The organism is Streptomyces sp. NPDC126510 (assembly GCF_040302345.1).
In the GTDB taxonomy this organism is placed as follows: Bacteria; Actinomycetota; Actinomycetes; order Streptomycetales; family Streptomycetaceae; genus Streptomyces.
The window spans coordinates 89,006-113,782 of record NZ_JBEORR010000013.1 but is presented as its reverse complement, the minus strand read 5'-3'; the positions used below and the strand labels follow the sequence as shown (position 1 = coordinate 113,782).

The 24,777-nt window shown below is 71.4% G+C and carries 26 protein-coding genes and 2 pseudogenes; 10 read left to right on the top strand and 18 right to left on the bottom strand.

From position 1 onward, the window contains the following. Window positions 1–99 precede the first annotated feature (99 nt). Complete coding sequence (locus ABTX60_RS20320) at window positions 100–966, bottom strand: hypothetical protein (RefSeq protein WP_352098395.1); 867 nt, start codon at window positions 964–966, stop codon at window positions 100–102. A gap of 147 nt (window positions 967–1,113) precedes the next feature. On the opposite strand from ABTX60_RS20320, the gene ABTX60_RS20315 reads away from it, so the two are divergent. Continuing rightward, window positions 1,114–2,088: a DUF4097 family beta strand repeat-containing protein gene (locus ABTX60_RS20315; protein WP_352098501.1), complete on the top strand. Its 975-nt coding sequence runs from the start codon at window positions 1,114–1,116 to the stop codon at window positions 2,086–2,088. 1 nt (window position 2,089) lies between these two features. Next, complete coding sequence (locus ABTX60_RS20310) at window positions 2,090–3,157, top strand: PadR family transcriptional regulator (protein ID WP_352098394.1); 1,068 nt, start codon at window positions 2,090–2,092, stop codon at window positions 3,155–3,157. Between the two features lie 19 nt (window positions 3,158–3,176). Here ABTX60_RS20310 and ABTX60_RS20305 read toward each other — a convergent pair whose 3' ends face one another. The 4 genes from ABTX60_RS20305 to ABTX60_RS20290 all read right to left on the bottom strand — a co-directional run bounded on the left by ABTX60_RS20305 (window position 3,177) and on the right by ABTX60_RS20290 (window position 6,631). Beyond that, a complete protein-coding gene (locus ABTX60_RS20305) occupies window positions 3,177–3,749 on the bottom strand; it encodes a Clp protease N-terminal domain-containing protein (protein ID WP_352098393.1) in 573 nt (190 codons plus the stop codon). After that, window positions 3,749–3,958 carry a helix-turn-helix domain-containing protein gene (locus ABTX60_RS20300; protein ID WP_009313642.1) on the bottom strand — a complete coding sequence of 70 codons (210 nt, stop codon included), beginning with the start codon at window positions 3,956–3,958 and terminating at the stop codon, window positions 3,749–3,751. Before ABTX60_RS20300 ends, ABTX60_RS20305 begins: the two co-directional genes overlap by 1 nt. A gap of 101 nt (window positions 3,959–4,059) precedes the next feature. Beyond that, window positions 4,060–5,025, bottom strand: a complete 966-nt coding sequence (locus ABTX60_RS20295) for a zinc-binding dehydrogenase (RefSeq protein WP_352098392.1) — start codon at window positions 5,023–5,025, stop codon at window positions 4,060–4,062. 373 nt (window positions 5,026–5,398) lie between these two features. Further along, entirely contained in the window at window positions 5,399–6,631 is a 1,233-nt protein-coding gene (locus ABTX60_RS20290; protein ID WP_352098391.1) for an NAD(P)-dependent malic enzyme, read from the bottom strand. Window positions 6,632–7,256: 625 nt separating this feature from the next. Between ABTX60_RS20290 and ABTX60_RS20285 the strand changes: the two genes are divergently transcribed. Genes ABTX60_RS20285 through ABTX60_RS20275 form a run of 3 tightly spaced genes read left to right on the top strand, consistent with a single transcriptional unit; the run spans window position 7,257 to window position 9,939 of the window. After that, window positions 7,257–8,207, top strand: a complete 951-nt coding sequence (locus ABTX60_RS20285) for an ABC transporter substrate-binding protein (protein ID WP_352098390.1) — start codon at window positions 7,257–7,259, stop codon at window positions 8,205–8,207. 32 nt (window positions 8,208–8,239) lie between these two features. Further along, window positions 8,240–9,181 (top strand): amino acid ABC transporter permease, encoded by a 942-nt coding sequence (locus ABTX60_RS20280; protein ID WP_352098389.1) that lies wholly within the window; start codon window positions 8,240–8,242, stop codon window positions 9,179–9,181. Further along, window positions 9,178–9,939: an amino acid ABC transporter ATP-binding protein gene (locus tag ABTX60_RS20275; protein ID WP_352098388.1), complete on the top strand. Its 762-nt coding sequence runs from the start codon at window positions 9,178–9,180 to the stop codon at window positions 9,937–9,939. The genes ABTX60_RS20280 and ABTX60_RS20275 overlap by 4 nt, the downstream gene beginning before the upstream one ends. 56 nt (window positions 9,940–9,995) lie before the next feature. Here ABTX60_RS20275 and ABTX60_RS20270 read toward each other — a convergent pair whose 3' ends face one another. Next, entirely contained in the window at window positions 9,996–10,766 is a 771-nt protein-coding gene (locus ABTX60_RS20270; protein ID WP_352098387.1) for a class I SAM-dependent methyltransferase, read from the bottom strand. 89 nt (window positions 10,767–10,855) lie between these two features. Between ABTX60_RS20270 and ABTX60_RS20265 the strand changes: the two are divergent. Then, a pseudogene (locus ABTX60_RS20265) lies at window positions 10,856–11,344 on the top strand (CGNR zinc finger domain-containing protein); the annotation flags it as partial. 44 nt (window positions 11,345–11,388) lie between these two features. Here the strand turns inward: ABTX60_RS20265 and sodX are convergent. Further along, window positions 11,389–11,832: a nickel-type superoxide dismutase maturation protease gene (gene sodX, locus ABTX60_RS20260; protein ID WP_352098386.1), complete on the bottom strand. Its 444-nt coding sequence runs from the start codon at window positions 11,830–11,832 to the stop codon at window positions 11,389–11,391. 145 nt (window positions 11,833–11,977) lie between these two features. Between sodX and sodN the strand changes: the two genes are divergently transcribed. Next, window positions 11,978–12,373 carry a superoxide dismutase, Ni gene (sodN, locus tag ABTX60_RS20255; protein WP_031140564.1) on the top strand — a complete coding sequence of 132 codons (396 nt, stop codon included), beginning with the start codon at window positions 11,978–11,980 and terminating at the stop codon, window positions 12,371–12,373. A 148-nt stretch (window positions 12,374–12,521) separates the two neighbouring features. Here the strand turns inward: sodN and ABTX60_RS20250 are convergent, their stop codons facing one another. Then, window positions 12,522–13,676, bottom strand: coding sequence for an inorganic phosphate transporter (locus ABTX60_RS20250; RefSeq protein WP_352098385.1), 1,155 nt, complete (start codon window positions 13,674–13,676; stop codon window positions 12,522–12,524). A gap of 103 nt (window positions 13,677–13,779) precedes the next feature. Between ABTX60_RS20250 and ABTX60_RS20245 the strand changes: the two genes are divergently transcribed. Then, window positions 13,780–14,529, top strand: a complete 750-nt coding sequence (locus ABTX60_RS20245) for a VOC family protein (RefSeq protein ID WP_352098384.1) — start codon at window positions 13,780–13,782, stop codon at window positions 14,527–14,529. Here ABTX60_RS20245 and ABTX60_RS20240 read toward each other — a convergent pair. From ABTX60_RS20240 to ABTX60_RS20215, 6 genes are all read right to left on the bottom strand, one after another. After that, complete coding sequence (locus ABTX60_RS20240; RefSeq protein ID WP_352098383.1) at window positions 14,511–14,741, bottom strand: hypothetical protein; 231 nt, start codon at window positions 14,739–14,741, stop codon at window positions 14,511–14,513. The two genes, ABTX60_RS20245 and ABTX60_RS20240, sit on opposite strands and share 19 nt — an antisense overlap. A 10-nt stretch (window positions 14,742–14,751) precedes the next feature. After that, window positions 14,752–15,144 (bottom strand): hypothetical protein, encoded by a 393-nt coding sequence (locus ABTX60_RS20235; RefSeq protein ID WP_502992360.1) that lies wholly within the window; start codon window positions 15,142–15,144, stop codon window positions 14,752–14,754. Window positions 15,145–15,172: 28 nt separating this feature from the next. After that, window positions 15,173–15,817: a DUF6596 domain-containing protein gene (locus ABTX60_RS20230; protein WP_352098381.1), complete on the bottom strand. Its 645-nt coding sequence runs from the start codon at window positions 15,815–15,817 to the stop codon at window positions 15,173–15,175. A gap of 84 nt (window positions 15,818–15,901) precedes the next feature. Continuing rightward, window positions 15,902–16,315, bottom strand: a complete 414-nt coding sequence (locus ABTX60_RS20225; protein ID WP_352098380.1) for a YciI family protein — start codon at window positions 16,313–16,315, stop codon at window positions 15,902–15,904. Between the two features lie 85 nt (window positions 16,316–16,400). Next, a complete protein-coding gene (locus ABTX60_RS20220; RefSeq protein WP_352098379.1) occupies window positions 16,401–16,667 on the bottom strand; it encodes a hypothetical protein in 267 nt (88 codons plus the stop codon). Between the two features lie 26 nt (window positions 16,668–16,693). Next, window positions 16,694–17,278: a dihydrofolate reductase family protein gene (locus ABTX60_RS20215; RefSeq protein ID WP_352098378.1), complete on the bottom strand. Its 585-nt coding sequence runs from the start codon at window positions 17,276–17,278 to the stop codon at window positions 16,694–16,696. Window positions 17,279–17,390: 112 nt separating this feature from the next. On the opposite strand from ABTX60_RS20215, the gene ABTX60_RS20210 reads away from it, so the two are divergent. Continuing rightward, window positions 17,391–18,002 (top strand): TetR/AcrR family transcriptional regulator, encoded by a 612-nt coding sequence (locus ABTX60_RS20210; RefSeq protein WP_352098377.1) that lies wholly within the window; start codon window positions 17,391–17,393, stop codon window positions 18,000–18,002. A gap of 126 nt (window positions 18,003–18,128) precedes the next feature. Here the strand turns inward: ABTX60_RS20210 and ABTX60_RS20205 are convergent, their stop codons facing one another. From ABTX60_RS20205 to ABTX60_RS20195, 3 genes and pseudogenes are all read right to left on the bottom strand, one after another. After that, window positions 18,129–18,755, bottom strand: coding sequence for a GNAT family N-acetyltransferase (locus ABTX60_RS20205; protein WP_352098376.1), 627 nt, complete (start codon window positions 18,753–18,755; stop codon window positions 18,129–18,131). Between the two features lie 375 nt (window positions 18,756–19,130). Further along, window positions 19,131–20,299, bottom strand: a pseudogene (locus tag ABTX60_RS20200) (family 2 encapsulin nanocompartment cargo protein polyprenyl transferase). 111 nt (window positions 20,300–20,410) lie between these two features. Continuing rightward, window positions 20,411–21,817, bottom strand: coding sequence for a family 2B encapsulin nanocompartment shell protein (locus ABTX60_RS20195; protein WP_352098375.1), 1,407 nt, complete (start codon window positions 21,815–21,817; stop codon window positions 20,411–20,413). Between the two features lie 268 nt (window positions 21,818–22,085). Between ABTX60_RS20195 and ABTX60_RS20190 the strand changes: the two genes are divergently transcribed. Continuing rightward, window positions 22,086–22,994 (top strand): 1-aminocyclopropane-1-carboxylate deaminase/D-cysteine desulfhydrase, encoded by a 909-nt coding sequence (locus ABTX60_RS20190; RefSeq protein ID WP_352098374.1) that lies wholly within the window; start codon window positions 22,086–22,088, stop codon window positions 22,992–22,994. Window positions 22,995–23,166: 172 nt separating this feature from the next. Here ABTX60_RS20190 and ABTX60_RS20185 read toward each other — a convergent pair whose 3' ends face one another. Then, complete coding sequence (locus tag ABTX60_RS20185; protein WP_352098373.1) at window positions 23,167–24,765, bottom strand: Na+/H+ antiporter; 1,599 nt, start codon at window positions 24,763–24,765, stop codon at window positions 23,167–23,169. Window positions 24,766–24,777: the final 12 nt, after the last annotated feature.

Below are 24,777 nucleotides of genomic sequence, written 5' to 3'. Positions count from 1 at the left end.
GCGGCTACGAGAACGACGCGCGGGGACCGGCTCCATCCGCTTTCGAGGCGTCAGCCGCGCAAGTGCGTCAGGGCACAGGTCGGGCCCGGCGGCCGTGCGCTAGGAGCAGGGCTTCGGCCACTCCCCGGCGTCAGTCGCGCGGGTGGTGAAGGTGCAGGTCAGGCCCGCCGCGCCGTGCGCGAGGAGCACGGCTCCGGCCGTGACCCAGCCCCAGCCGCCGCTGCGCCTGCGCAGGCCCCAGGACAGCAGTGGCGCGCCCACCGCCACCTGCGCCAGGGCCACTGCGCGGGCCCCGGGGCCGCCGGCCCAGGGCATCCAAAGGCCGAGGCGGCCGTGGTCGACGGTGCCGCGTTCCGCGACCGCGTCACGTCGGCCCGGCCATTCGACGGGCAGGCTGCCCGGCACGCGGGCGGCGGCCTCCAGGAGGCGGTCGGCGGGTGCGCCGGGGGCGAGTCCTGCGGGCAGTACGACGCCCTGGCGCGCGAGGACCGCGAGCAGCCCGCGCAGACGGGTGCGGGCGTCGGCCTCGGAGTCGGGTTCGGCCAGCTCGTCGAGGGCCTGGACGTCGAGGACGGGATCGAGACCCAACCGTGCGGCGAAGGTGTGCAGGGCCTCGGATTCCCCCACCGGCACGCCGCCGGCGAGCCACACGAAGCCGACCGGGCGGCGGAAGCCGGACGCGAGCGTGAATCCCGCGTGGTCGGTGTCCCACCACAGGGCGATGACGGGCCAGGGCGCGCCGACGGCGAGGGCCGTGGCCCAGCCGGTGACCACGCGGTCGACGGGCTCGATGCCGTCCCGCCAGGGCCCGCCGCCGGGGACGAGGACGCTCCACTCGTCACCCGCGCGAATGAGCCGCATCGGTTCGCGCAGCAGCCGGGCGACAGGAGCTACGGACGCGGGTGCCGCCCGGCACAGCAGGAGCGCCCCGGGCACGGGTCCGGTGCGAGCAGCTTCCGTCGACATGGTCACACGCTAGGCCGATTCATCCCATTTGAGCATTTCTGACCGTCCACCCGTCCCCGAAATGGGTGTCTTGACTTTCCCCGACCGCGATATATCGTGAATACGAGAGGACGCGATATGGCGCGTCGAGTCGGGGAGGTCTCCACCATGTCCGAGTGGTCCGTCACAGAGCCGAGGAAGCTCACCTTCGACGCGCCCGTGAGCGCCCTGCGGGTACGTCTCGTCAACGGAACGGTGAACGTGGTGGGCACGGACGAAGGTTCCGCCCGCCTGGAGGTGTCCGAGATCGAGGGGCCACCTCTGGTGGTGACCCACCAGGACGGCACACTCACGGTGGCCTACGAGGACCTGCCATGGAAGGGCTTCCTGAAGTGGCTGGACCGCAAGGGCTGGCGCCGTAGCGCGGTGGTCTCCCTGGCCGTCCCCATCGGCACGCGCGTGGAGGTGGGCGTCGTGGGCGCGGCCGCCGTGATCTCCGGCATGCACGGCCCGTCGGTGGTGAAGGGCGTCACGGGCGACACGACACTGGTGGGCCTGTCCGGGCCGGTGCGCGCCGAAACGGTCTCCGGCGGCCTGGAGGCCCAGGGCGTGACGGGCGACCTGCGGTTCAACTCCGTTTCCGGCGACCTCACGGTGATCGAGGGCTCGGGCCCCTCCGTACGGGCGGAGACGGTCAGCGGCTCGATGATCGTCGACCTCGACCCGAACGGCCCGACGGACGTCCGGCTGACCAGCGTCTCGGGCGAGATCGCCATCCGGCTGCCGTACCCGGCGGACGCGGAGGTCGAGGCGAACACCGCGAGCGGCGCCCTCTCCAACGCCTTCGAAGGCCTGCGGGTGCACGGCCAGTGGGGAACCCACAAGATCACGGGCCGGCTCGGCGCGGGCACCGGCAAACTGCGGGCCACCACCGTCTCCGGCTCGATCGCCCTGCTCCGTCGCCCCGCCGGAGAGGACGATCACGACGACGCGCCATGGGGCGCCCGGCCCGGCAGCAGTGGCACGGCGGCAGCCCCGGCGAGCGGTGCCCGGGACGGCTCGGGAGACAATTCCGTCTCCGGCCCGGGCGATGCCCCCGCCACCGTCCCGGCCGACGGCACAACCGACAAGAAGGTGCTCTGACATGCCCCCCGTCTTCGCCCACGGCCGTCTCCGCCTCTACCTGCTGAAGCTGCTGGACGAGGCGCCCCGCCACGGCTACGAGGTGATCCGCCTCCTCGAGGAGCGCTTCCAGGGGCTGTACGCGCCATCGGCGGGCACGGTCTACCCGCGTCTGGCCAAGCTGGAGGCCGAGGGCCTGGTCACCCATACCACCGAGGGCGGCCGCAAGGTCTACTCGATCACGGACACGGGCCGCGCCGAACTGGCCGACCGCAGCGGCGAGCTGGCCGACCTGGAGCTGGAGATCCGTGAGTCGGTCGCGGAGCTGGCCGCGGAGATCCAGGCCGACGTGCGCGGAGCCGCCGGCGACCTGCGCCGCGAGATGCGCGCGGCGGCGACGGAGGCCCGCCGGGGCAACGGCAGCACGGCAGACGACACGACGGGCACCCCCTACGGCGACTTCTCGCAGTACGGCGACAAGGAGGCCTGGCGCATCGCCAAGGAGGAGATGCGCCGCGCCCGGCAGGAGTGGAAGGAGCAGGCCCGGCGCGCCAAGGACGAGAGCCGCCGCGCCCGCGAGGACGCCCAGCGCGCCCGCCGCCAGGCGAAGGAGGCCCAGGAGCAGGCCCGGGTCCAGGCCCAGGAACAGGTGCAGCGCATCACACGCCGTGTCCAGGAGCAGGTGCAGGACCACTTCGCCCGGGGTGACTGGCCGACGGGGCTGCGTGAGGGCCTGAGTGAACTGGTCAAGGAGGTGGGCGAGTTCGGCAAGGACTACGGCAAGGACTTCGGCAAGGACCTGGGCTTCGATTGGCCGGGCACCGGCAAGCCCGCCGCGGAGCCGACCCACGCCAAGCCCCCGGAGGACTTCCCGGCCGCCTACGAACCGGCTTGGGCCCACGAGGACACCGCGGACTCCACCGGCGACCCGGCCCGCGACCTGGACCGTCTGCTCGACCGCTTCCGGGACGACATCCGTGACGCGGCTCGCGACCACGGCGTGACCCCCGGCCAACTGCACGACGCCCGCCGCCATCTGTCGACGGCGGCGGCCCACATAGGAGCCCTCCTGCGCGCGCAGCAGAAGTAGGCACCCGGCGCGCAGCCTTTCAGCCGGCCTTGGCCTCGCCGCCACTCCCGTACAGCACCCGCGTCAGGGACGCGTACGTCACCCCGCGGTCGGCGAGGACCTCGGCCGGCACTCCGGGACGGATGGTCAGCGCCAGCAGGATGTGCTCGTCCCCGATGTGCCGGTCCCGCTGGGCGAGTGCGACCCGCAAGGAACGCTCCAGCACATCCTTGGCCCCCCGCCCGAAGGAGGTACGGCCCGACCACCACCGCTTGTCCGTCCGGTCACCGGCCAGGGCGCCGACCCCGTGCGTCTCCTCCACCCGGGCGACGATCTCCGCCACGTCGATCCCCAGCCCCGCGAGCGCATCGGTCTCGGCCTGCGTCAGCCCGGCTCGCCGCCGCGCCTCACGCAGCGCCTCGCGCACGGACTCCCGGCCCTCACCGAGCCCGAGAGCGGCGAGCGCGAAGGACCCCCGACTCCCCTCCTTGTCCAGCAGGGCCAGCAGCAGGTGCTCGGGCTCCACGCACCGCCCGCCTTCACCGCTCCCCTCCACATACGCGTAAGCACTCTTCACTACATCCCGGGCGTCTTTGGTGAACCGCTCGAACATCAATGCCTCCCGTACTTCTTGTGCACGGCCTGCCTGCTCACACCGAGTTCGGTGGCGATCTCCTGCCACGACCAGCCCTGGTTGCGCGCGCTGCGCACCTGTACGGCTTCCAGCTGCTCCAGCAGCCGACGCAGCGCGGCGACGGCCCGCAGGCCGACCCGTGGATCACGGTCACCCGCACGCTCGGCCAGATCCGTTGCTTCGGTCATGAAGTCAACCTACGTTGACAATCCCCTCGCGTCAACCACAGTTGACAGACGAAAACGGCCGGTCCACCCGGGACCGACCGTCAACGCACCTCTGAGGGCACTCAGGAATTCGTCAGCACGATCTTCCCGAACTGCTCACCCGAGGCCAGGCGCTCGAAGCCCTCACGCGCCCGGTCCATCGGCATGACCTCGTCGATGACCGGCCGCACCCCGGTGGCGGCACAGAAGGACAGCAGGTCCTCCAGCTCGTCCTTGGTGCCCATCGTGGACCCGACGACCTTGAGTTCGAGGAAGAAGATCCTGGTCAGCTCGGCGTGCGAAGGCCGGTCGCCACTGGTGGCGCCGGAGATGACCAGCGTGCCGCCGGGCTTCAGCGACTTCACCGAATGCGACCAGGTGGCGGCCCCGACGGTCTCGATGACGGCGTCCACCCGCTGCGGCAGCCGCGCCCCCGACTCCAGCGCCTCCACGGCCCCCAGCTCCACGGCCCGCTTCCGCTTGGCCTCGTCGCGGCTGGTGGCGAAGACCCGGAGCCCGGCGGCCTTGCCCAGCACGATCGCGGCCGTCGCGACACCGCCGCCGGCGCCCTGCACCAGCACGGAGTCCCCGGGCCGTACCCCCGCATTGGTGAACAGCATCCGGTACGCGGTCAGCCACGCCGTGGGCAGACAGGCGGCTTCCGCGAAGGAGAGCTCCTTGGGCTTGGGCAGGAGGTTCCAGGTCGGCACGGAGACCTGCTCCGCGAAGGTGCCCTGATAACGCTCGGTGAGGATGGAACGGGGCTCCTTCGGGCCGACCCCGTGCCCGCTCTGTCCGATCACGGAGTGCAGGACGACCTCGTTGCCGTCCTCGTCGACACCGGCGGCGTCACAACCGAGGATCATCGGCAGCTTGTCCTCTGCGAGGCCCACGCCCCGCAGGGACCAGAGGTCATGGTGGTTGAGGGAGGCGGCCTTGACCGTGACGGTGCTCCAGCCGGGACGGGCCTCGGGAGCCGGACGCTCCCCCAACTCCAGGCCGGACAGCGGCTGGTCGCGGTCGATTCGGGCGGCGTAGACAGCGAACATGACCTTGACGATAGGTTCCGCGAGGGACCGAAGGAACCATCCGCCCCTGTGAGACACGCCCTCTTGCCAGGCAGGCGGCGGTGCTGTGCGGATTCGACGCGAGGCGGGACGCTCCCGCACCCGCGTACGGCGAGAAGGGGCCGTGTCGGGGGGTGTCCGCCCGCAACGGTTGGCGCGTCAACGGACAGTCAGTCGGCGTGGGATCCCATCGCGCCGTTCCGAGGACGGACACCCCCGGCGCGGCCCCGACCCACCACCCGGCGTCACGCGAAGCCGCGCACCCCGCACCACCCGAACAGCCCCACCCCAGCGCAAAGAAATGGCCCCACCCGATCCCGGGCGGGGCCACCTCACACCAGCGTCGGCATCACCGTCAGCGCCGGGCCACGCCCTCCGCCCGAGCAGCCGCCGCCACCGCGGCCGTGACAGCCGGAGCGACCCGCTCGTCGAACGGCGACGGGATGACGTAGTCGGCGGCGAGATCGTCCCCGACCACGGCCGCCAGCGCCTCCGCGGCGGCCAGCTTCATCCCCTCGGTGATCCGGGAGGCCCGCACCTGCAGCGCCCCGGCGAAGATCCCCGGGAAAGCCAGCACGTTGTTGATCTGGTTCGGGAAGTCCGACCGCCCGGTCGCGACGACCGCCGCGTACTTGTGGGCGACCTCGGGATGCACCTCGGGGTTCGGGTTCGCCATGGCGAAAACGAACGCGCCCTTGGCCATCGTCGCCACCGCGGACTCCGCAACCGTCCCACCGGACACGCCGATGAACACATCGGCCCCGTCCAGCGCCGCCTCCAGCGACCCGGTGATCCCGGCCTTGTTCGTGAATCCGGCCAGCTCCTTCTTCACCGGCGTGAGGTCGTCCCGGTCCGCCGACACGACACCCTTGCGGTCGGCCACCGCGACATCCCCGATGCCGGCCTCGACCAGCATCTTCGCGATGGCGACACCGGCCGCGCCGGCGCCGGAGATGACGGCCCGCAGCTCCCCGAGGGCCCGCCCGCTCAGCCGCGCGGCGTTCCGCAGGGCCGCCAGCGTCACCACGGCCGTGCCGTGCTGGTCGTCGTGGAAGACCGGGATGTCCAGCCGCTCCTGCAGCTTCCGCTCGACCTCGAAGCACCGCGGTGCCGAGATGTCCTCCAGGTTGACGCCGCCGAACGACGGCGCGAGCCGCACCACGGTCTCGACGATCTCGTCGACGTCCGTGCAGTTCAGGGCGATCGGAACCGCGTCCACGCCACCGAACTGCTTGAACAGGATCGCCTTGCCCTCCATGACCGGGAGGGAGGCCTCGGGCCCGATGTCACCGAGCCCCAGCACGGCCGTACCGTCCGTCACGACGGCGACGACCGACGACTTCCACGTGTAGTCGTGCACGAGCTCCGGCTGCTCCGCGATCGCGCTGCACACCTTCGCGACGCCGGGCGTGTACGCCAGGGACAGGTCGTCCTTGTCGCGGACCGGCACGGTGGCCTGCACGGCCATCTTGCCGCCGCGGTGCAGTGCGAACGCCGGGTCGAAGGAGTCGAGGGGCTCCGCACTGCCCTCGTGATCCGTATCGCCGGTCTTGCTCTCGCTGCGAGGATTGACGATCTCCGCTGCCACTTCGTTTTACCCCTTAGATCTTCATTGTTTTGAGGGTGGCCACTCCTGGTGAGGGGTGGGCGGGCACCGCGTAGACCCATGTCGTGCTTGTACGGGTATCCGTACGGGCGCGTACGCGACGGGCGCGCCGCACACGCGCCCTGAGCCCCGGATGAGGGGTGTAAAGACCCTTCTTACCGGACGGACCGCGTCGCCGACGAGTCCATAACGCGAAGGTCACATGACGGGGGCCTGACTCTTCGTCCAAAATAGGGACAAGACCTGGACAAACGAGCTACACCCACTCAACCATCAGTGAAGTTCGCGGTCCCCGTATCGAAATCTCGGGATTTACCGAAGATCTTCCTGCCGGAACGGGTGATTCCCATAGAAGGTCCGGCCGTGATGTACCGGAGTGATGCGGTTCGGGGGTCGCCCGTTATCCGATTTTGACATGGCTGGCCCCCAGAATCGCGCAGTCCGAATGGCAAGATGCCGTAATCACACGAGGTCGCGGCACTCGAAGAGGTGTGCTCTCGTCGACCCACGGCACTGCCGAAACCTTCGGCGTGCCCCGGCCGTGCCGATCCCATCGGCGGCGGCCCGCCCCATCGGCAACTCCACCCATCCGCCGGAGGAACCCACCATGACCGCAAGCTCCACCCGTCGTACGACCGCCGCGCACTCCCGGCTAGCAGCGGTCGGTGCGATCGCGGTCGCAGGCGCGCTGATGCTCACCGGATGCGGTGACCAGACCAAGGACACCGGCTCCAGCGACACCGCGGCCTCCGCCCCGCTCGCGGACAAGCTGCCGCAGGCCATCCGCGACAAGGGCGTCATCAAGGTCGGCTCCGACATCGCCTATGCCCCGGTCGAGTTCAAGGACGGCTCCGGCAAGGTGGTCGGCATCGACCCGGACCTCGCCGCTGCCATGGGCAAGCAGCTCGGGGTCGACTTCCAGTTCGAGAACGGCACCTTCGACACGCTGATCACGGGTCTGCGCTCCAAGCGGTACGACATCGCCATGTCCGCGATGACCGACACCAAGGACCGCCAGGAGGGCATCGACTCCGACACCGGCAAGAAGGTCGGCGAGGGCGTCGACTTCGTCGACTACTTCACCGCCGGTGTGTCGATCTACACCAAGAAGGGTGACGACCAGGGCATCAAGACCTGGTCCGACCTGTGCGGCAAGAAGATCGTGCTGCAGCGCGGCACGGTCTCGGAGGACCTCGCCAAGGCCGAGTCGAAGAAGTGCCCGGCCGGCAAGAAGATCGCCATCGAGGCCTTCGACAACGACCAGCAGGCCCAGACCCGTCTGCGCGCTGGTGGCGCGGCCGCCGGCTCGTCCGACTTCCCGGTCGCCGCGTACGCGGTGAAGACCTCCGGTGGCGGCAAGGACTTCCAGATCGTCGGCGAGCAGGTCGAGGCCGCCCCGTACGGCATCGCGGTCGCCAAGAACCAGGCGCAGCTGCGTGACGCCCTGAAGGCCGCTCTCGACGCCGTCATCAAGAGCGGCGAGTACGAGAAGATCATGAAGAAGTGGGGCGTCACGGACGGCTCCATCGACGCGGCCACCATCAACGGCGGCAAGTGACCGCAGCGCAGCGGCACTGAAAGGCAACACCCGTGACTGTTGACATCGACAAGACGCCGGCCGACACGCCCCCGGCCGGACCGGAGGCCATCAAGGCCATCCCGGTCCGGCACTACGGGCGGTACGTCTCCGCCGTCGTCGCGCTCGCCCTGCTGGGCGGCATCGTCTACGCGTTCTCCCAGGGCAAGATCAACTGGGGCGCGATCCCGGACTACTTCTTCGACGACCGCATCCTGGACGGCGTCGGCAAGACCCTCCTGCTGACCGTCCTGTCCATGGCGATCGGCATCATCGGCGGCGTCCTGCTCGCCGTGATGCGCCTGTCGAAGAACCCGGTGACCTCGTCGATCGCGTGGTTCTACATCTGGTTCTTCCGCGGCACCCCGGTCCTGGTCCAGCTGATCGTCTGGTTCAACCTGGGCCTGGTCTTCGAGTACATCAACCTCGGGCCGTTCTACAAGGACGAGTGGTCGGACTTCATGACCCCGTTCCTGACGGCGCTGCTGGGCCTCGGCCTGAACGAGGCCGCGTACATGGCGGAGATCTGCCGTGCCGGTCTGCTCTCGGTCGACGAGGGCCAGACCGAGGCGTCGCACGCCCTGGGCATGAGCCACGCCAGGACGCTGCGCCGGATCGTCATCCCGCAGGCGATGCGCGTGATCGTGCCGCCGACGGGCAACGAGGTCATCAACATGCTGAAGACGACCTCGCTGGTCTCGGTCGTCCAGTATCCGGAACTGCTGCGCGCGGCCCAGGACATCGGCCAGACATCCGGTGCCCCCGCCGAGATGCTGTTCCTGGCGGCGGCTTGGTACCTGCTGCTGACCTCGGTCTTCAGCGTCGGCCAGTACTACCTGGAGCGGTACTACGCGCGTGGTTCGAGCCGGTCCCTGCCGGCCACGCCGTTCCAGAAGATCAGGGCGAACGTGCTCTCCCTGTCCAGCCGCTCCAAGCCGAAGGGAGGCACCGCATGACCGTCATGGTCAAGGCCGAGGGCGTCCACAAGTCCTTCGGCCCCGTAGAAGTCCTCACGGGCATCGACCTGGAGGTGAAGACCGGCGAGGTGTTCTGCCTCATCGGCCCCTCCGGCTCCGGCAAGTCGACCTTCCTGCGGTGCATCAACCACCTGGAGAAGATCAACGCCGGCCGTCTGTACGTCGACGGCGAGCTGGTCGGCTACCGGCAGAAGGGCGACAAGCTCTACGAGCTGAAGGACAGCGAGGTCGCGGTCAAGCGCCGGGACATCGGCATGGTCTTCCAGCGCTTCAACCTGTTCCCGCACATGACGTCCGTGGAGAACGTCATGGAGGCGCCGGTCCAGGTCAAGGGCGTGAGCAGGGGCAAGGCCCGCGAGCGCGCCCTGGAACTGCTGGACCGGGTGGGCCTGGCCGACAAGGCGGGCAACTACCCCTCCCAGCTCTCCGGCGGTCAGCAGCAGCGCGTCGCCATCGCCCGGGCCCTCGCCATGGACCCGAAGCTGATGCTGTTCGACGAGCCGACCTCGGCGCTGGACCCGGAGCTGGTCGGTGACGTCCTGGACGTCATGCGCGACCTGGCCGAGTCCGGCATGACGATGATCGTCGTCACCCACGAGATGGGCTTCGCCCGCGAGGTGGGCGACAGCCTGGTCTTCATGGACGGCGGCGTGGTGGTCGAATCCGGCCACCCGCGCGAGGTGCTGACCAACCCGCAGCACGAGCGGACGAAGTCGTTCCTGTCCAAGGTGCTCTGACGGTACGCACGGCGAGGGGGCGGCACGGAGTTTCCGTGCCGCCCCCTTCGTCTGCGCTACTTGAGGGCCAGCAGCAGGGTGTCCGAGGGCGAGCACCACACCGGCCTGGCCTCGCCGAACCCGTTGTCGCGCAGTTCGCGCGCGTGCCACTGCGCCGACGGCATGTCGCCGTCCGCGTGCTCGCCGTAGATCTCGTAGCGCCGGGCGGTGGGTCCCGCGAGAACCGGGTCCTCGGCCGCGAGCCGCCACCACTCGGCCCAGTCGAGGATGCCGTCCCGTTTGGCCTGATCCATACGGGCGTGCCGTTGCGCGCGCTCCGCCGCGTTGATCCGGGGCGTCGACTCGTCGATCATGTGGTCCGCGTTCATGAAGACACCGCCGGCGCGGACGAGTCCCGCGACCTGGCCGTAGAGGTCCGCGAGGGGTTCCCGGTGCAGCCAGTGCAGGGCCGTCGCGGTCAGGACGGCATCGTAGGAGTCGTACGGCAGCTTCGAGGGCCAGTCGGGATCCCTGAGGTCGGCGGTGACCAGGCCGACCCGCTCGTCACCGGCGAAGGTGCCCTCGGCGATGGCCAGGAGCGCCGGGTCGAGGTCGACGCCGGTGCTGGTGGCTGCCGGGAAGCGGGCGAGCAGCCGGGCGGTGATGCTGCCGGTTCCGCAGGCGAGGTCGAGGACGCGCGGGGCGGTGCCCACGAGTGCCTCCACCATGTCGAGCATGATCCGGAACCGCTCCTCGCGGTCGGGCAGGTACCACTCCTGCTGCCGGTCCCAGCTCTTCTGCCAGGCGTGCCAGTCGGCGGTGGCCGTGGTGGTGTCGGCGTCCGTCATCGAGCCCCTCCCTCGTAATACCCTGGAAGCATCATCAGCTCTTACACGTGCACGCCCTCGACCTCAAAGCCCCTCCGTAAGGACTACAAGTGGAACTGGCCTATTACTCGGACTACGCCGTGCGCCTCGTCAACACCGAGGAACCGGCCCGGGGCAAGGACGCCCTGACGTCGGTGGAGGCCGTCCGCGACCTGTTCGGGCCCAGCCAGTCGGCGGCCCGCCGCGCCACCGACGCGGACGTGACCCGCTTCCGCTCGGTCCGGGCGCGGCTGCGTGCCGTCTTCGAGGCGGCCGACACCGGGGACGAGAGGCTCGCCGTCGACCTGCTGAACTCACTGCTGCTGGAGTTCCCGGTGAGCCCGCAGATCTCCGGGCACGACTTCCGCGACGACGACGGCCGCCCCCTGTGGCACATGCACCTGGCGGACCACCCGTCGAACGCGACGGCGGGCTACGCGGCGATCGCGGCGATGGGTCTGGCGTTCCATCTGACCGAGCACGGCGCGGACCGCCTCGGTCTGTGCGAGGCCGCGCCCTGCCGCAACGCCTATCTCGACACCTCCACCAACCGCTCCCGGCGCTACTGCTCCGACCGCTGCGCGACCCGCGCCAACGTGGCGGCCTACCGCGCCCGCAAACGCCTGGAGGCCACCCGGCCCGACCTGCCCGAGAGCACGGGCCTGGCCGCCGACAGCGCCCAGCCCAGCAGCGCCCAGGGCGACCGCCGGCCGGACCTGCGCGGCCGGTAGCGGAACCGGACCCGTCCCAGCACGAGTTCATCGGGCACGACGCCGTAGTCGGTGCTGTCGCCGCCGGCGTACGCGTTGTCCCCGAGCACCCACCAGCCGCTGTCACGGCGCTGGGCGACCCGCTTGACGACCAGCAGGTCCTGCTGGAAGGGATGCCGCAGCACCACGACGTCGCCGGGCCTGACCCGGGCCCCGTAGTGCACCAGGAGCCGGTCCCCGTGGTAGAGCGTGGGCACCATGGACGGCCCGGTGACCTCGGCCACCCCGAAGGGCGGGGCCGGTCTCCCCCGCTCGGACTCCTGCGACAGCTCCGGCATCACCCGGCACCTCCCCGGTTCTTCGTCCACCAGTCTCAGTCTCACCCCGGACTTTTGTCCTAAGCCCATGGGGGCACCCGCGAAAAGCCGTCCCTCACGGAGTAATGTCCCCTGTGAGAAGACGATCACGAGGAAGGAATGCTCCATGCTTTCCCGCCTGTTTGCCCCCAAGGTCAAGGTCAGTGCCCACTGCGACCTTCCCTGCGGTGTGTACGACCCCGCCCAGGCCCGCATCGAGGCGGAGTCGGTGAAGGCCGTGCAGGAGAAGATGGCCGCCAACGACGACCCGCACTTCCAGGCGCGCGCCACCGTCATCAAGGAGCAGCGCGCCGAGCTCGCGAAGCACCACGTCTCGGTGCTCTGGAGCGACTACTTCAAGCCCCCGCACTTCGAGAAGTACCCGGAGCTGCACCAGCTGGTCAACGACACCCTGAAGGCCCTCTCGGCCGCCAAGGGCTCGACCGACCCGGCCACCGGCCAGAAGGCGCTGGACTACATCGCCCAGATCGACAAGATCTTCTGGGAGACCAAGAAGGCTTGATCTTCCTCCGTATCGCCCGGCCCGCGATGTCGCCGGCCGAGTGAAAGGGGACGGTGGGCCCCGTATCCGTTGCCGGGTACGGGGCCTTCGCTCTCCCTACGCCTCCGGCGGGCCGGGGCGGGCGTCTCCACGCTCGCGTCACCGTCGCTCAGGCGGCCGTGCCGACCTTGGCCGACGGCTCGGTGTGACGGGTGCCGTCCCGGGCGTCGTTGACGTTGTGCGCGTCCACCGGGTCGCGGCGCGAGATGGCGACGATGGCGACGGCGAGGGCCGCGCCGGTCGCGGCGACGGCAGCCGTGCCGATGTCGCCGCCGATGCGCACGATCGCGGCGGCCAGTCCGCCGACCAGCGCGGCGGCGGGCAGGGTGACCGCCCAGGCGACCGCCATCCGACCCGCTACGCCCCAGCGGACCTCCGCGAGCCTGCGGCCGAGGCCCGCCCCCAGGATGCTGCCCGAGGCCACCTGGGTGGTGGACAGCGCGAAGCCGAGGTGCGTGGAGGTCAGGATGACCGCCGCGGAGGCGGTCTCGGCGGCGAAGCCCTGCGGCGACCGGATCTCGGCGAGGCCCTTGCCCAGGGTGCGGATGATCCGCCAGCCGCCGAGGTAGGTGCCGAGGCCGATGGCCAGGCCCGCGGACGCGACGACCCACAGGGGCGGCCCGGCATGGTGGCCGAGGGCGCCGGCGGAGATCAGTGTGAGGGTGATGACGCCCATGGTCTTCTGTGCGTCGTTCGTGCCGTGGGCGAGGGAGACCAGCGAGGCGGAGGCGATCTGGCCGACGCGGAAGCTCCGGGTGACGCAGTCCCCGTCGGCCCGGTCGGTGAGCCGGTAGGCGAGGTGGGTGGCGAGCAGCGCGGCGACACCGGCCACGACGGGCGAGGCCACCGCCGGCACCAGCACCTTCTCGACGACCTTGCCGAAGTCCACGCCGTGGCTGCCCGCCCCGACCCACACGGCCCCGATCAGCCCGCCGAACAGGGCGTGCGAGGAGCTCGAGGGCAGACCGATCAGCCAGGTCAGCAGATTCCACAGGATGGCGCCGACCAGCCCCGCGAAGATCATGCCCGGGGAGACGAGCGTGTCGTTCACGATGCCGTCCGAGACGGTCCTGGCCACCTCGGTGGACAGGAAGGCGCCGACGACGTTGAGGACACCGCTGATCAGGACCGCCGTACGAGGTGCGAGCGCGCCGGTGGCGATGGACGTGGCCATCGCGTTCGCCGTGTCGTGGAAACCGTTGGTGAAGTCGAAGGCGAGTGCCGTGATGATGACGGCCGCCACGAGGAACGTGATGTGGTCCATTGCTGAATGCAAACAGCGCGGGCCGGTGGATCGGGATCGGTGCGGCGAGGGCCGGTCGAGGTTCACGCAGGTGGCGGTGGAACGTCCCTCTACGATCGCGCCCATGAGGATCAGATGGACGTACGCCTTCATCGACCGCCCGCGTCAGGACTTCGGCGCCGCCTGCGGCTTCTGGACGGCGGTCACGGACACCCGCCTGTCCGAACTGCGGGGGGAGCACGACGAGTTCGTCACTCTGCTCCCCGAAGGCGCCGACGCGTACGTGAAAGTGCAGGCGGTCGGCCCGGGTTCCGGCGGTGCGCACCTCGACTTCTGCGTGGACGACGTGGCGGAGTTCGCCGCCGCGGCGGTACGGCTCGGCGCGGGTGTGGTGGCCGACCTCGGGTCGCTCGTCGTGCTGCGTTCGCCCGGCGGGCAGTTGTTCTGCGCGGATCCCTGGCGCGGTCAGTCGTCGCGGCCGGGTGTGGTGCGGGGCAGCCGGCTCGACCAGGTGTGCGTGGACGTCCCGCCCTCGGCCTACGAGGGCGAGGTCGCCTTCTGGAGCGCGCTGCTCGACGGCTGGGAGTCGCTGCCGGGCGCCCTGCCGGAGTTCCACGTGGTGAAGCCGCCGCCCGGCCTGCCGGTCCGTCTGCTCCTGCAACGCCTCGGGGAGGAGGGGCCGGCCTCGGCTCACCTCGACCTCGCCTGCGCGGACGTCACGGCGACCCGGGCACACCACGAGCGGCTCGGGGCCGCCTTCGTCGCCGGTTTCTCCGGCTGGACGGTGATGCGCGACCCGTCGGGCGGCACGTACTGCCTGACGACCCGGGATCCCGTGACGGGCGGGTCGCGCGGTCAGGGGGTGTCGACGTAGGCGCAGGCGGCGAGCCCGGCTTCCCCGGTCGTCGGGCAGGGCGGCAGGTCCGGTGGCTCGTCGGGATTCGTCCGCTGCCAGACGTACGGCCCCCGCGGCTCCGTGGAGTCCTGCATCCACAGCGTCAGACCGCCCGCGACGGCCACGAGCAGCGCCCACCCGATCACCACCCGGCGCCACACCGTGCGGCGCCGCTCCCCCGGAACACCCATGCCTCTCAGGCTAGTCGCCCAACCGCGCCGCCCGGGACCGGAGATAACGCTGCTCGGACAGGCTGAGGGTCTGCGCCGCCGCCGACTCGTAGGCGGCCCGGGTGGCTTCGGGCGCACCCGCCCGCTCCAGGAGGTGACCTCGTACGGCGTCCAGGCGGTGGCCCCTCAACTCGCCCGTCAGGGTATGGACTTCGGCGAGGCCTGCTTTCGGGCCGTGGACCGTGGCGACGGCGACCGCGCGGTTGAGGCGTTCGACCGGGCCGGGGGCCAGGCCCACCAGGACGTCGTCCAGGCCCATCCCGCAGCTGGAACGGCCCCGGGACAGGGCCCGGGTGACCAGTGCGACGCCCTCCTCGACCGCCGCCCGGTGCCAGCGTCCGCGGTCCTGCTCGTCGAGGGGGATCAGCTCGCCGTGCGGACCGCTGCGCGCGTCACCGGGCGCCGGTGAGCAGCATCAGTGCGAGCAGACCTGCCACCTCGGGGTCGCCGGGCAGCAGCCGGTGGACCGTGCGGGTCAGCCGCACGGCCTCGCCCGCGAGGTCCCGGAGTTGCAGCGCGGCGCCGGAGGTGGCCGTGTAGCCCTCGTTGAAGATCAGACAGAGGGTCTGCAGGACGGACGGCGGCCGCTGCTCGTGGCCGGGGCCTCGTCCACGGCCTCGGCGAGGTCGGGGCGCGGGTCGCAGCGGTCCGGGCGGCCGAAGCCCAGGCCCCGCACCTTCTGCTTGGCCCGGCTGTCCCTCCCCCGAGTTCTCGCGCGCGATCTCCCGGGTGTGCGGGCGCCCCGCGAGGACGACACGCTGTGCGCGGACGGCGGGCCTTCCTGATCCCGGAACCCCGGGAGGCGGGGCCGTGAAGGCGTCCCGGGGCGTGAGCGCGGCAGCCCGCTCCTCGGGCTGCCGCCGGGCCCGGTCGCTGCGCAGGGCGTCGGCGAGCCGCCGCGAGGCGACCTTGATCAGCCAGCCGCGCGGATTGCCGGGCACGCCCGCTTCGGGCCGCTGTCCTGCCGCCGCGAGCAGCGCCTCCTGTACGGGCGTCCTCGGCGGCGTCGAAGTGCCCGTACCGTCTGACCAGCGCACCGAGGACCTGGGGCGTTGCCGCGCGGCAGGTCCTCGATCTCGGGCATGGTCCTCACGGGCGGGCCCGTCGCTGCCGGCCGTCCGTCAGAGGTCCCCGGAGCCGTCCATGATCGGGCGGATCACGACCGGATGGGCGGGGGCACCGGCCGGCTGGGGGCAGCGTGAGACGCGGTCGGCGATCTCCGTGACCCGCTCCAGGCTCTCGCACTCCAGGACCCAGTAACCGGCCAGCAGCTCCTTGGTCTCGCTGTACGGCCCGTCGGTGATCACGGCCTTGCCGTCGTCCCCGAGGGTGACGTGCCGGGTCTGCGCCGGCTCGGCCAGGCCCTGGGCGTCGACGAGCTCACCGCTCTCGGAGAGGTCGTCGTTGATGGCGCCCATGTAGGCGAACATCGTCTGCACCTCTTCCTCGCTCCAGGCCGGGGAGTCCGCCGACGCCTCGCCCCGCATGGCCTCGTAGTCCGCCTGCGTGCCCTGCACCATGACCAGGTACTTCATCAGTCCGCTCCTTCGGCTCTCACCGCCCCGGTGGGCGGCTCTTCACAGGGGACGTCGGAGCCGGGTGGCGCATCTCGACACGGGCTCAGGAATTTTCGGCGACGGTTTCCCCGGGGGCCGTTCCGGGCCCGTCCGGGGTGGTCTCCTCGGGGGTCGCGGGGACCTCCCTGCTGCGAGCGCCCTCGACCGGGTGGCCGCTCTCGGCGGCTTCCGCGTCGTAGGACCCGCACTCCGGGTTGCGGCACGGGCCCGCCACCCATCGGGGGACCCAGGTGCCCAGCGTCTTGTGACGCCGGACGACCGTGTCCACCGGCTGTCCGCACCCGGGACAGACGTGCTCTTCGCTGCCCATGTCCTCAGCGTAGGCCGGTCCGGGGCTCAGCGCTTCCTGCTGTACGTGCGCACCAGAGCGCCGTTGCCGAACGTGCGCACCGACTCCAGGGCGAACTCCGAGATCGCGAACCCGGAACCGAACATCGGCATGCCCGCGCCGTAGACGAGCGGGTAGGTCTTGATGACGAGCTCGTCGATCTCGTCGCGCAGTTCCCCCGCGACCTGCGAGCCACCGCAGAGGTAGATGTCGAAGCCGCTGTCCTCCGCCTTCAGTTCGCGGACCTTTCCGGCCAGGTCGTCCGCGATGATCTCGACGCTCGGATCGGGCGACTCCTTCAGGGTGCTGGAGGCGACGTACTCCCGCAGATGGGCGTAGGGGCTGGTGATGCCCTCGTCGAGGGCGAGGTCGTAACTGCCGCGCCCCTGGATGACGGTGTCGAAGCGCTTGTTCGGCAGGTCGTCGATGCCCATGGCCCGGCGGCCGTGGGTGGGAATCGTCTCGGGGTATTCCGTCTTCAGGAAGTCGAGGAACTCCTCGTCGAGGAGGCGCATCATCGCCGTGCCGTCGCCGCCCGGGTCGCCGATGAAGCCGTCGAGGGAACAGGCGATGTAGTACGTGAGCTTTCGCAAGCCGGTCTCTTTTCGTAGGCTGTCGCTGCAACAACTTAAGTTGTAGTACTTCTGGTGTAGTGGTTGCAAGGGAGCAACCCGGAATCATCGAAAGTGGGAGAAGGGACTCCGCATGGTCAGCAACCCCGGGCGCCGGGCAGCGCTCGTCGACGCCGGTGTCGAGGTGCTCGCGCGTGAGGGGGCGCGCGGGCTGACGTTCCGCGCGGTGGACGCCGAGGCCGGGGTGCCCGTGGGCACCGCCTCCAACTACTTCACGGGGCGGGCCGACCTGCTGCGCCAGATCGACACCCGGCTGCACGTACGGCTCGCGCCCGACCCCGAGGTGGTCGCCGACTTGATGACCCGGCCGAAGGACCGCTCCCTGGTGACAGCCTTCATGCACGACCTCATGGCCCGCGCGACCCGCGACCGCACGGGCTACCTGGCCCTCATGGAGCTACGCCTGGAGGCCACCCGGCGCCCCGAACTGCTCGCCTCCTACACCAAGTCGGTGCGTGGCGACCTGGAGGAGGCCATGGAGTTCCACCGCACGGCCGGACTCCCCGGCGGCGACGAGTCCGTCGCCGTGCTGTATCTGGCCATGCTCGGACTGCTCCTGGAGCATCTGACCCTGCCGGGCGTGCTGGAGGGCGTCCTGCCCGGGGTGGGCGTACCGGACGGGCTCGTGGAACGGATCGTGGCGACGGTGCTGCCGGAGGAGGGCCGGGCGGGACAGCACAGCTAGGGCCGGTGGTGCCGGAGCGGGTCGGGCGGAGGAGAGCCCACCGGTGTCGCCGGAAGCCGGGCGGAGGAGAGCCGCCACCGCGGTCGCGCAGTGGGTGCGGCCGGCCCCGCTGTCGTGCGGTCGGGCCTAGGCGGGCTGCCGGTGCGGGCCGGGCTCGCGCCACATGGGCCACATCGCCGGGCCGTCCGGGAGGTCGAGGACCGGGCCTGCGAGCTCGAAGCCCAGGCGCTCGTACAGCGTCCGGCTGCGGGCGCTGCTGGCCTCCAGGTAGGCGGGCAGGGCCTCACGGTCGCAGCGGTCGAGGACGGCCTCGATGAGCGCGGTGCCGAGACCCTCGCCCTGGCGGCCGGGTGCCACGCCGATCATCCACAGGTACTCGTGGGCCCGCCCGGTGGGGTGGATCGCGGCCGTCAGCCTGCCGATCAGCTCGATGCGTTCGTTGTCGGGGTCGACGGCCTCCCGCACCTGGGCCGGTCCTTCGTCCTCGGCGGCGCCGTCGTGCTCGTCGGGGCCGTCCTGGGCGGGCATGGAGAGCCACAGGGCGCAGGCCGAGCCGTCCTCGGTGACATCTATGCGGCCGGCCGCGAGCACGATGTCGGTGAAGGCGGCCATGAGCCCGGGGTGCTTGGCTCGGCGCTCCTCCACTCCGGGGAAGACCCAGCCGCTCACGGGGTCGTCCTGGAACGCCTCGTCCAGCAGCCGGACGATCAGCTCCCTGTCCCCTGCGCCCGCCGTCCGGATGGCCACACCCATGCCCCGCCCCTTCGGTCGTCCCGACGGGCGTTGATCGTAGGGGGGTTGGCCCGCACGGAGCGATGCGAGCAGGATCTTGGCGGGATTCAGTCGAACGTTTGCCCAAAGTCGATCGATACGGCAGCCGTACGGAAGGCGGTCCGGACCTCCGGGATCGTCCGGGAAACCGTCCCGGGAAGGAGGCGGGCCCCGCACACCGTGGGGCAGTGCGGGACCCGCCAACCGGAGGCCGGTGACCGTGCGGGGTCAGGAGCCGCACGGCCCCGGGCGCTCCGGGGTCTTGCCCGCCGGTGGCCTGAGGAGCGTCGCCGGTGCTGCCGCTCGTCGGCCCTGGCCGATCACCGGTTGCTGACGGCCGCCCGCTTGCCGCGGGCGTCAGCCGGCCCGCCGGGTCACGAACTCGGCGAGGGCCAGCAGACCGCCCGCCGCCTCCGGGTCCGGCACCGCACGGGCCAGTTGCTGCATCGCCCGGGCCATCCGGTCGGCCGCCTGGCCCTGGCCCAGTCACGGCCGCCCGCACGCTCCACTGCCAGGGCGATGTGCTCCAGGTCGTCCGTCTCGCCGGGTCGTGCGTACAGCGCGGCGAGTTCGGCCGCCGCCGGGTGGCCGGAGGCGAAGGCCGCCACCACCGGCAGCGACTTCTTGCGGGCGGCCAGGTCGGCACCGACGGGCTTGCCGGTGCGTCGAGGGTCGCCCCATATGCCGATGACGTCGTCGATGAGCCGGAAGGCGAGCCCGGCCTCCCGTCCGAACGCGTCCAGCGCCGTCACGTCCGCCTCCGGGGCGCCCGCGTACAACCCGCCGATGGCGCAGGCGCTCCCGAGCAGGGCGCCCGTCTTGGCCTCGGCCATGGCGAGCACCTCGTCGAGCGTGACCTCCACCGGGGCGCGGCGTTCCATCGCCGTGTCCGCGTGCTGCCCCGCGCACAGTTCGACCACACAGTCCGCGAGCCGGGCGGCGGCGGCCGGGGCCGCCGGGTGCGGGTCCTGGGCGAGCAGCCGCAGGGCCAGCGCCTGCAGGGCGTCCCCGGCGAGGATGGCGTCGGCGTCGCCGAACACGGACCACGCGGTGGGGCGATGGCGGCGGGTGGTGTCCCGGTCCATCACGTCGTCGTGCAGCAGTGTGAAGTTGTGGACGAGCTCCACCGCGGCCGCCGCCCGAGCCGCCCCCGCCCGCGCCTCGGACCCGCCGCCGGCGGCCGCAGCGGCGAGGACCAGAGCGGGCCGGACGGCCTTGCCGGAGTTCCCCTCCGCCGCGGTGCCGTCGGCGTGTTCCCAGCCGAAGTGGTAAAGCGCGATCCGGCGCATCGGCCCGGGCAGCGAGCCGAGCGCGGTCCGCAGCACCGGATCGACCTCCGCCCGGGCCCGCTCCAGCACCATGACCGCCTCGTGTCCCTCGGTCGGCGCCGGCCGGCCGTCCCGCTGTGTCCCGATGGTCCCTCGTCGTCCCGGTGTTCCGGCGGCCTGCCGGGGCTCGGCGTACCTCTGCCGGCCCGGGGCGGGCAGCGTCGGCTCCGTCCTGGACTCCGTGAGGGACTCACTCATGGGACCGCCTCGGAGGATGAGCGGAGGGTGGTGCCTCCGCTGTCGCTGGGCGCGTGCCCCGAGGGTGTACCCGCCCCGACGGGCGGGGACACGGCCGGTCTGCCGGCAGCGTCACTGCCAGCGGCCGATCTCGACGTTCTCCAGGACGCCGAGCGCGTCCGGTACCAGGACCGCGGCGGAGTAGTACGCCGTGACCAGGTACTTGATGATGGCTTGTTCGTTGATGCCCATGAAGCGCACCGACAGGCTCGGCTCGATCTCGTCCGGGATGCCGGAGGCGCGCAGACCGATGACGCCCTGGTCGGCCTCGCCGGTACGCAGGGCGATGATGGACGTCGTACGGGCGTCAGAGACCGGGATCTTGTTGCACGGGAAGATCGGCACACCGCGCCAGGTCGGGATGCGGTTGCCCGTCATGTCGATGGTCTCGGGCACCAGCCCGCGCTTGTTGAGTTCGCGGCCGAACGCGGCGATGGCCCGCGGGTGCGCGAGGAGCATCTTGGTGCCGCGGCGCCTGCTGAGCAGCTCGTCGAGGTCGTCCGGGCTGGGCACACCGTCGTGCGGCTGGATCCGCTGGTCGTACTCGCAGTTGTGCAGCAGCCCGAAGTCCCGGTTGTTGATGAGCTCGTGCTCCTGGCGCTCCTTCAGCGCCTCGACCGTCAGCCGGATCTGCTGCTCGGTCTGGTTCATGGGCTGGTTGTAGAGGTCGGCCACGCGCGTGTGGATGCGCAGTACGGTCTGGGCGACGCTCAGTTCGTACTCACGGGGGCTGCCCTCGTAGTCGACGAACGTGTGCGGGATGTCCGGCTCGCCGGAGTGACCGGCGGAGAGGTCGATCTCCTTCTCGCCGTATTTGTTGGAGCGCTGCGAGGGGATCGAGCGGCGCCGCTGGAGGTGTTCGCGCAGGGTGTCCGAGCGCTCCGCGATCTGCTGGAAGTCCTGGCGGGGCAGCACGAGCACGGTGCACGCGGTGAGGGCACGGGCCGTGAACTCCCAGATCGCGTCCTCGTTGAGCAGCGCCTCGTCGCCGAAGTAGGCGCCGTCGGCGAGGACTCCGAGGGACTCGTCGTCGCCGTAGGGGCCGGTGCCGACCTTTTCCACCCTGCCGTGCGCCAGGAGGTACACCTCATCGGACGGGCTGCCGAAGGAGGCGATCACCTCGCCGGCCGGGACCTCCCGCTGTTCGCAGCGGCGGGAGATCTCGAAGAGCACGTCCTCGTCCTCGTACGACCGCAGCGCCGGCAGCTCACCCAGTTCCGCCGGGATGACCTCGACGCGGTCGCCGGTCTTCACGAACGTCACCCGGCCGTCCCCCACGGCGAACGTGAGCCGGCGGTTCACCCGGTACGTGCCGCCCTGGATGTCGACCCAGGGCAGCATCCGCAGCAGCCAGCGCGAGCTGATCTCCTGCATCTGCGGCACGGACTTGGTCGTGGTGGCCAGGTTCCGCGCGGCCGCCGTGCCGAGACTCTGCTGCGGCTTGGTCTGCTCCGTGCGGACCTCTTCGCCTACCGACATAGAGAACTGCCCTCCCGGTTGTGACCGACGCCCCCATGCCTCGGGCATCGATGTGCACCCGCAAGCCTTCCGCACGCGACGCGGTGGTGCTATTACCCGAAAGAGCGGGAATGGATCTTCGCGCTGCTGGGCAGGGGGGCCGTCACGGCGTTCGAAAGTGAGGCGTCCGGCGAAGGCGCCGCGTCCGGGACGCGGACCGGGTGCCCGGGAGTACCGAGGGCGTCGGCCTCGCGCCCCCTCCTCCCCACGTGCGGGTGACAATGGCTCGATGACCAGCACCGACCCGCCCGGACTCGCCGCGCTGCGTCCCCGTTTGCCGTCACCGGTACAGGAAGTCGTGGACGACCGGTTCGGGGGCCGGGGTGTCCGGCTGCTGCTGAAGCGGGACGATCTGATCCACCCGGAGCTGATCGGGAACAAGTGGCGCAAGCTCGCGCCGAACCTGACCGCGGCGGCCGGCCGGACCGTCGTCACCTTCGGCGGCGCGTGGTCCAACCATCTGCGCGCCACAGCCGCGGCCGGCCGGCTGCTCGGCATCCCCACGGTCGGTGTCGTACGCGGCGACGAGCTGGCCGGCCGGCCCCTCAACCCCTCGCTGACGCGCTGCGCGTCCGACGGCATGCGGCTGCACTTCGTCGACAGGGCGACCTACCGCCGCAAGTCCTCGCCCCGGGACCTGGCCGGCATCCTGCGCGCGGCCGACGCCGAGGACGCGTACGTCGTCCCCGAGGGCGGCAGCAACGCCGAGGCCGTACGCGGTTGCCGCGCACTCGGCACCGAGTTGCGGGGCCGGGCCGACGTGGTCGCCGTGGCCTGCGGCACCGGTGGCACGCTCGCGGGCCTGTCCGCCGGTCTGGACCCCGGGGTGCGCGCCCTGGGCGTGCCGGTGCTCAAGGGTGGCTTCCTGGCCGCCGGGACGGAGGCCCTGCAGCGTGCGGCGTTCGGCGGCCGGCGTGGCACCTGGAGCCTGGACGAGCGCTTCCATTTCGGTGGCTACGCGCGCGTGCCCGCCGAGCTCGACGCCTTCGCGGCGGACTTCGAGCAACGGCACGGCCTGCCCGTGGAGCGTCTGTATGTCGCGAAGCTGCTGTACGGGCTCGTCACACTGGCCGGTGAGGGGGCCTTCGCGCGCGGGACGGCGGTCGCGGCGGTGATCACCGGCCGTCCCTTCCCTTGAGGCGTCGCTTCCCTCGGGTGCCGTTCCCCTCGGGTGCCGCTCCCGTTTCGGCGCCGCTCCCCGTTTCGGTGCCGCTTCTCGCCTCAGGAGCCCCTTTCCCTTGAGGTACCGCTCCGTCTGTCCCCCGCGCACGGCGCCGGCCATAGCGCACCATGCGGGCGAGGGTCCGCCGTCACGCCGCCTCCCGGAACGCCGCCGCCTCCTCCAGGTCCAGCCTGCGCAGCAGGGTCCGCAGCATCTCGTCGTCGATGTAACGGCCGTCCCGGAGTCTGACGAACACCTCACGCTCGGCGCTGATCATCTCGCGCGACAGCCGCCGGTAGGTGTCGTCGACGGATTCCCCGGTGATCGGGTTGGCCTGGCCGAGCCGCTCCCAGACGGCGTTGCGGCGGCGCTCGAGGACGATGCGCAGCCGGTCGGCGAGCGGGGCGGGCAGGGCGTTGCGCTCGTCGGTGAGGAGTTCGTCCAGGCGCCGTTCGGCGGCCCGGGAGGCCTGTGCCTGGGCGTTGGCCTCGGCCAGCGTCTCGGTCTGCGCGTCCCGCCCGGGGAACTTCAGCAGCCGGATCAGCGGGGGCAGGGTCAGGCCCTGCACCACCAGGGTCCCGATGACCGTGGTGAAGGTCAGGAAGAGGATGAGATTGCGCTGTGGGAAGGGCTCCTCCCCGTCGTGCATGGTGAGCGGGATGGAGAAGGCGATGGCGAGCGAGACGACCCCCCGCATCCCGGCCCACGCGATCACGAACGGTCCCTTCCAGGTCGGGTTCTCTTCCCGTTCCCGCACCCGGGCCGACAGCAGCCGCGGCAGGAAGGTGGCGGGGTACACCCAGACGAACCGGGTGGCGACGGCGACCAGGAACACGGCGATCGCGTACCAGGCGGCGTCCACGCCCTCGTACTCCCCGAGGCCCCTCAGCACCACCGGCAGTTGCAGCCCGATCAGCGCGAACACCGCCGACTCCAGGACGAAGGCGACCATCTTCCAGACCGCCTCCTCCTGCAGGCGCGTCGCGAAGTCGACCTCCCACGCGCGGTGCCCCAGGTAGAGCGCGACGACCACGACCGCGAGGACACCCGAGGCGTGCAGCTGCTCGGCGACGGCGTATGCGGCGAAGGGGATCAGCAGGGACAGCGTGTTCTGCAGCAGTGCTTCCCTCAGGTGCGTGCGCAGCCAGTGGATCGGCGCCATCAGCAGCAGGCCCACCACGACGCCGCCGACCGCCGCGAGCAGGAACTCGCCGATGCCCCCGGCCCAGGTCGCGCCCTCGCCGACGGCGGCGGCCAGGGCGACCCGGTAGGCGGTGATCGCGGTGGCGTCGTTCAGCAGGGACTCGCCCTGGAGGATCGTGGTGATCCGCGACGGCAGCCCCACCCGGCGGGCGACCGCCGTGGCCGCGACGGCGTCCGGAGGCGCCACCACCGCGCCGAAGACCAGGGCCGCGGTCAGCGGCATCCCCGGCACGATCACGTACAGGGCCCAGCCGACGACGAAGGTCGCGAAGAGCACGTATCCGACGGACAGCATCGCGACCGGCCGCAGCTGCGCCCGAAGGTCGAGGTAGGAGCTGTCGGTCGCGGCCGTGTGCAGCAGCGGGGGCAGGATGAGTGGCAGGACGACATGCGGGTCGAGCGTGTACTCGGGTACCCCGGGGATGTAGCTGACCGCCAGCGCCACGGCCACCAGCAGCAGCGGCGCCGGCACCGGTGTCCGCCGCGCCGCCGCGGCGATCGCGGCACTGCCCGCCACGAGCAGCAGCAGTGGCATCACGTCCATCGTTCTCGCCCG

What these genes read in the sequence shown, in the direction of transcription:
- ABTX60_RS20285 (WP_352098390.1), top strand. Translation starts at nt 7,257, where the DNA reads ATGACCGCAAGCTCCACCCGTCGTACGACCGCCGCGCACTCCCGGCTA.
- sodN (WP_031140564.1), top strand. Translation starts at nt 11,978, where the DNA reads ATGCTTTCCCGCCTGTTTGCCCCCAAGGTCAAGGTCAGTGCCCACTGC.
- ABTX60_RS20205 (WP_352098376.1), bottom strand. Translation starts at nt 18,755, where the DNA reads ATGGGTGTGGCCATCCGGACGGCGGGCGCAGGGGACAGGGAGCTGATC.
- ABTX60_RS20320 (WP_352098395.1), bottom strand. Translation starts at nt 966, where the DNA reads ATGTCGACGGAAGCTGCTCGCACCGGACCCGTGCCCGGGGCGCTCCTG.
- ABTX60_RS20315 (WP_352098501.1), top strand. Translation starts at nt 1,114, where the DNA reads ATGTCCGAGTGGTCCGTCACAGAGCCGAGGAAGCTCACCTTCGACGCG.
- ABTX60_RS20225 (WP_352098380.1), bottom strand. Translation starts at nt 16,315, where the DNA reads ATGAAGTACCTGGTCATGGTGCAGGGCACGCAGGCGGACTACGAGGCC.
- ABTX60_RS20210 (WP_352098377.1), top strand. Translation starts at nt 17,391, where the DNA reads ATGGTCAGCAACCCCGGGCGCCGGGCAGCGCTCGTCGACGCCGGTGTC.
- ABTX60_RS20190 (WP_352098374.1), top strand. Translation starts at nt 22,086, where the DNA reads ATGACCAGCACCGACCCGCCCGGACTCGCCGCGCTGCGTCCCCGTTTG.
- ABTX60_RS20245 (WP_352098384.1), top strand. Translation starts at nt 13,780, where the DNA reads ATGAGGATCAGATGGACGTACGCCTTCATCGACCGCCCGCGTCAGGAC.
- ABTX60_RS20220 (WP_352098379.1), bottom strand. Translation starts at nt 16,667, where the DNA reads ATGGGCAGCGAAGAGCACGTCTGTCCCGGGTGCGGACAGCCGGTGGAC.
- ABTX60_RS20270 (WP_352098387.1), bottom strand. Translation starts at nt 10,766, where the DNA reads ATGACGGACGCCGACACCACCACGGCCACCGCCGACTGGCACGCCTGG.
- ABTX60_RS20185 (WP_352098373.1), bottom strand. Translation starts at nt 24,765, where the DNA reads ATGGACGTGATGCCACTGCTGCTGCTCGTGGCGGGCAGTGCCGCGATC.
- ABTX60_RS20250 (WP_352098385.1), bottom strand. Translation starts at nt 13,676, where the DNA reads ATGGACCACATCACGTTCCTCGTGGCGGCCGTCATCATCACGGCACTC.
- ABTX60_RS20195 (WP_352098375.1), bottom strand. Translation starts at nt 21,817, where the DNA reads ATGTCGGTAGGCGAAGAGGTCCGCACGGAGCAGACCAAGCCGCAGCAG.
- ABTX60_RS20275 (WP_352098388.1), top strand. Translation starts at nt 9,178, where the DNA reads ATGACCGTCATGGTCAAGGCCGAGGGCGTCCACAAGTCCTTCGGCCCC.
- ABTX60_RS20240 (WP_352098383.1), bottom strand. Translation starts at nt 14,741, where the DNA reads ATGGGTGTTCCGGGGGAGCGGCGCCGCACGGTGTGGCGCCGGGTGGTG.
- ABTX60_RS20295 (WP_352098392.1), bottom strand. Translation starts at nt 5,025, where the DNA reads ATGTTCGCTGTCTACGCCGCCCGAATCGACCGCGACCAGCCGCTGTCC.
- sodX (WP_352098386.1), bottom strand. Translation starts at nt 11,832, where the DNA reads ATGCCGGAGCTGTCGCAGGAGTCCGAGCGGGGGAGACCGGCCCCGCCC.
- ABTX60_RS20310 (WP_352098394.1), top strand. Translation starts at nt 2,090, where the DNA reads ATGCCCCCCGTCTTCGCCCACGGCCGTCTCCGCCTCTACCTGCTGAAG.
- ABTX60_RS20300 (WP_009313642.1), bottom strand. Translation starts at nt 3,958, where the DNA reads ATGACCGAAGCAACGGATCTGGCCGAGCGTGCGGGTGACCGTGATCCA.
- ABTX60_RS20305 (WP_352098393.1), bottom strand. Translation starts at nt 3,749, where the DNA reads ATGTTCGAGCGGTTCACCAAAGACGCCCGGGATGTAGTGAAGAGTGCT.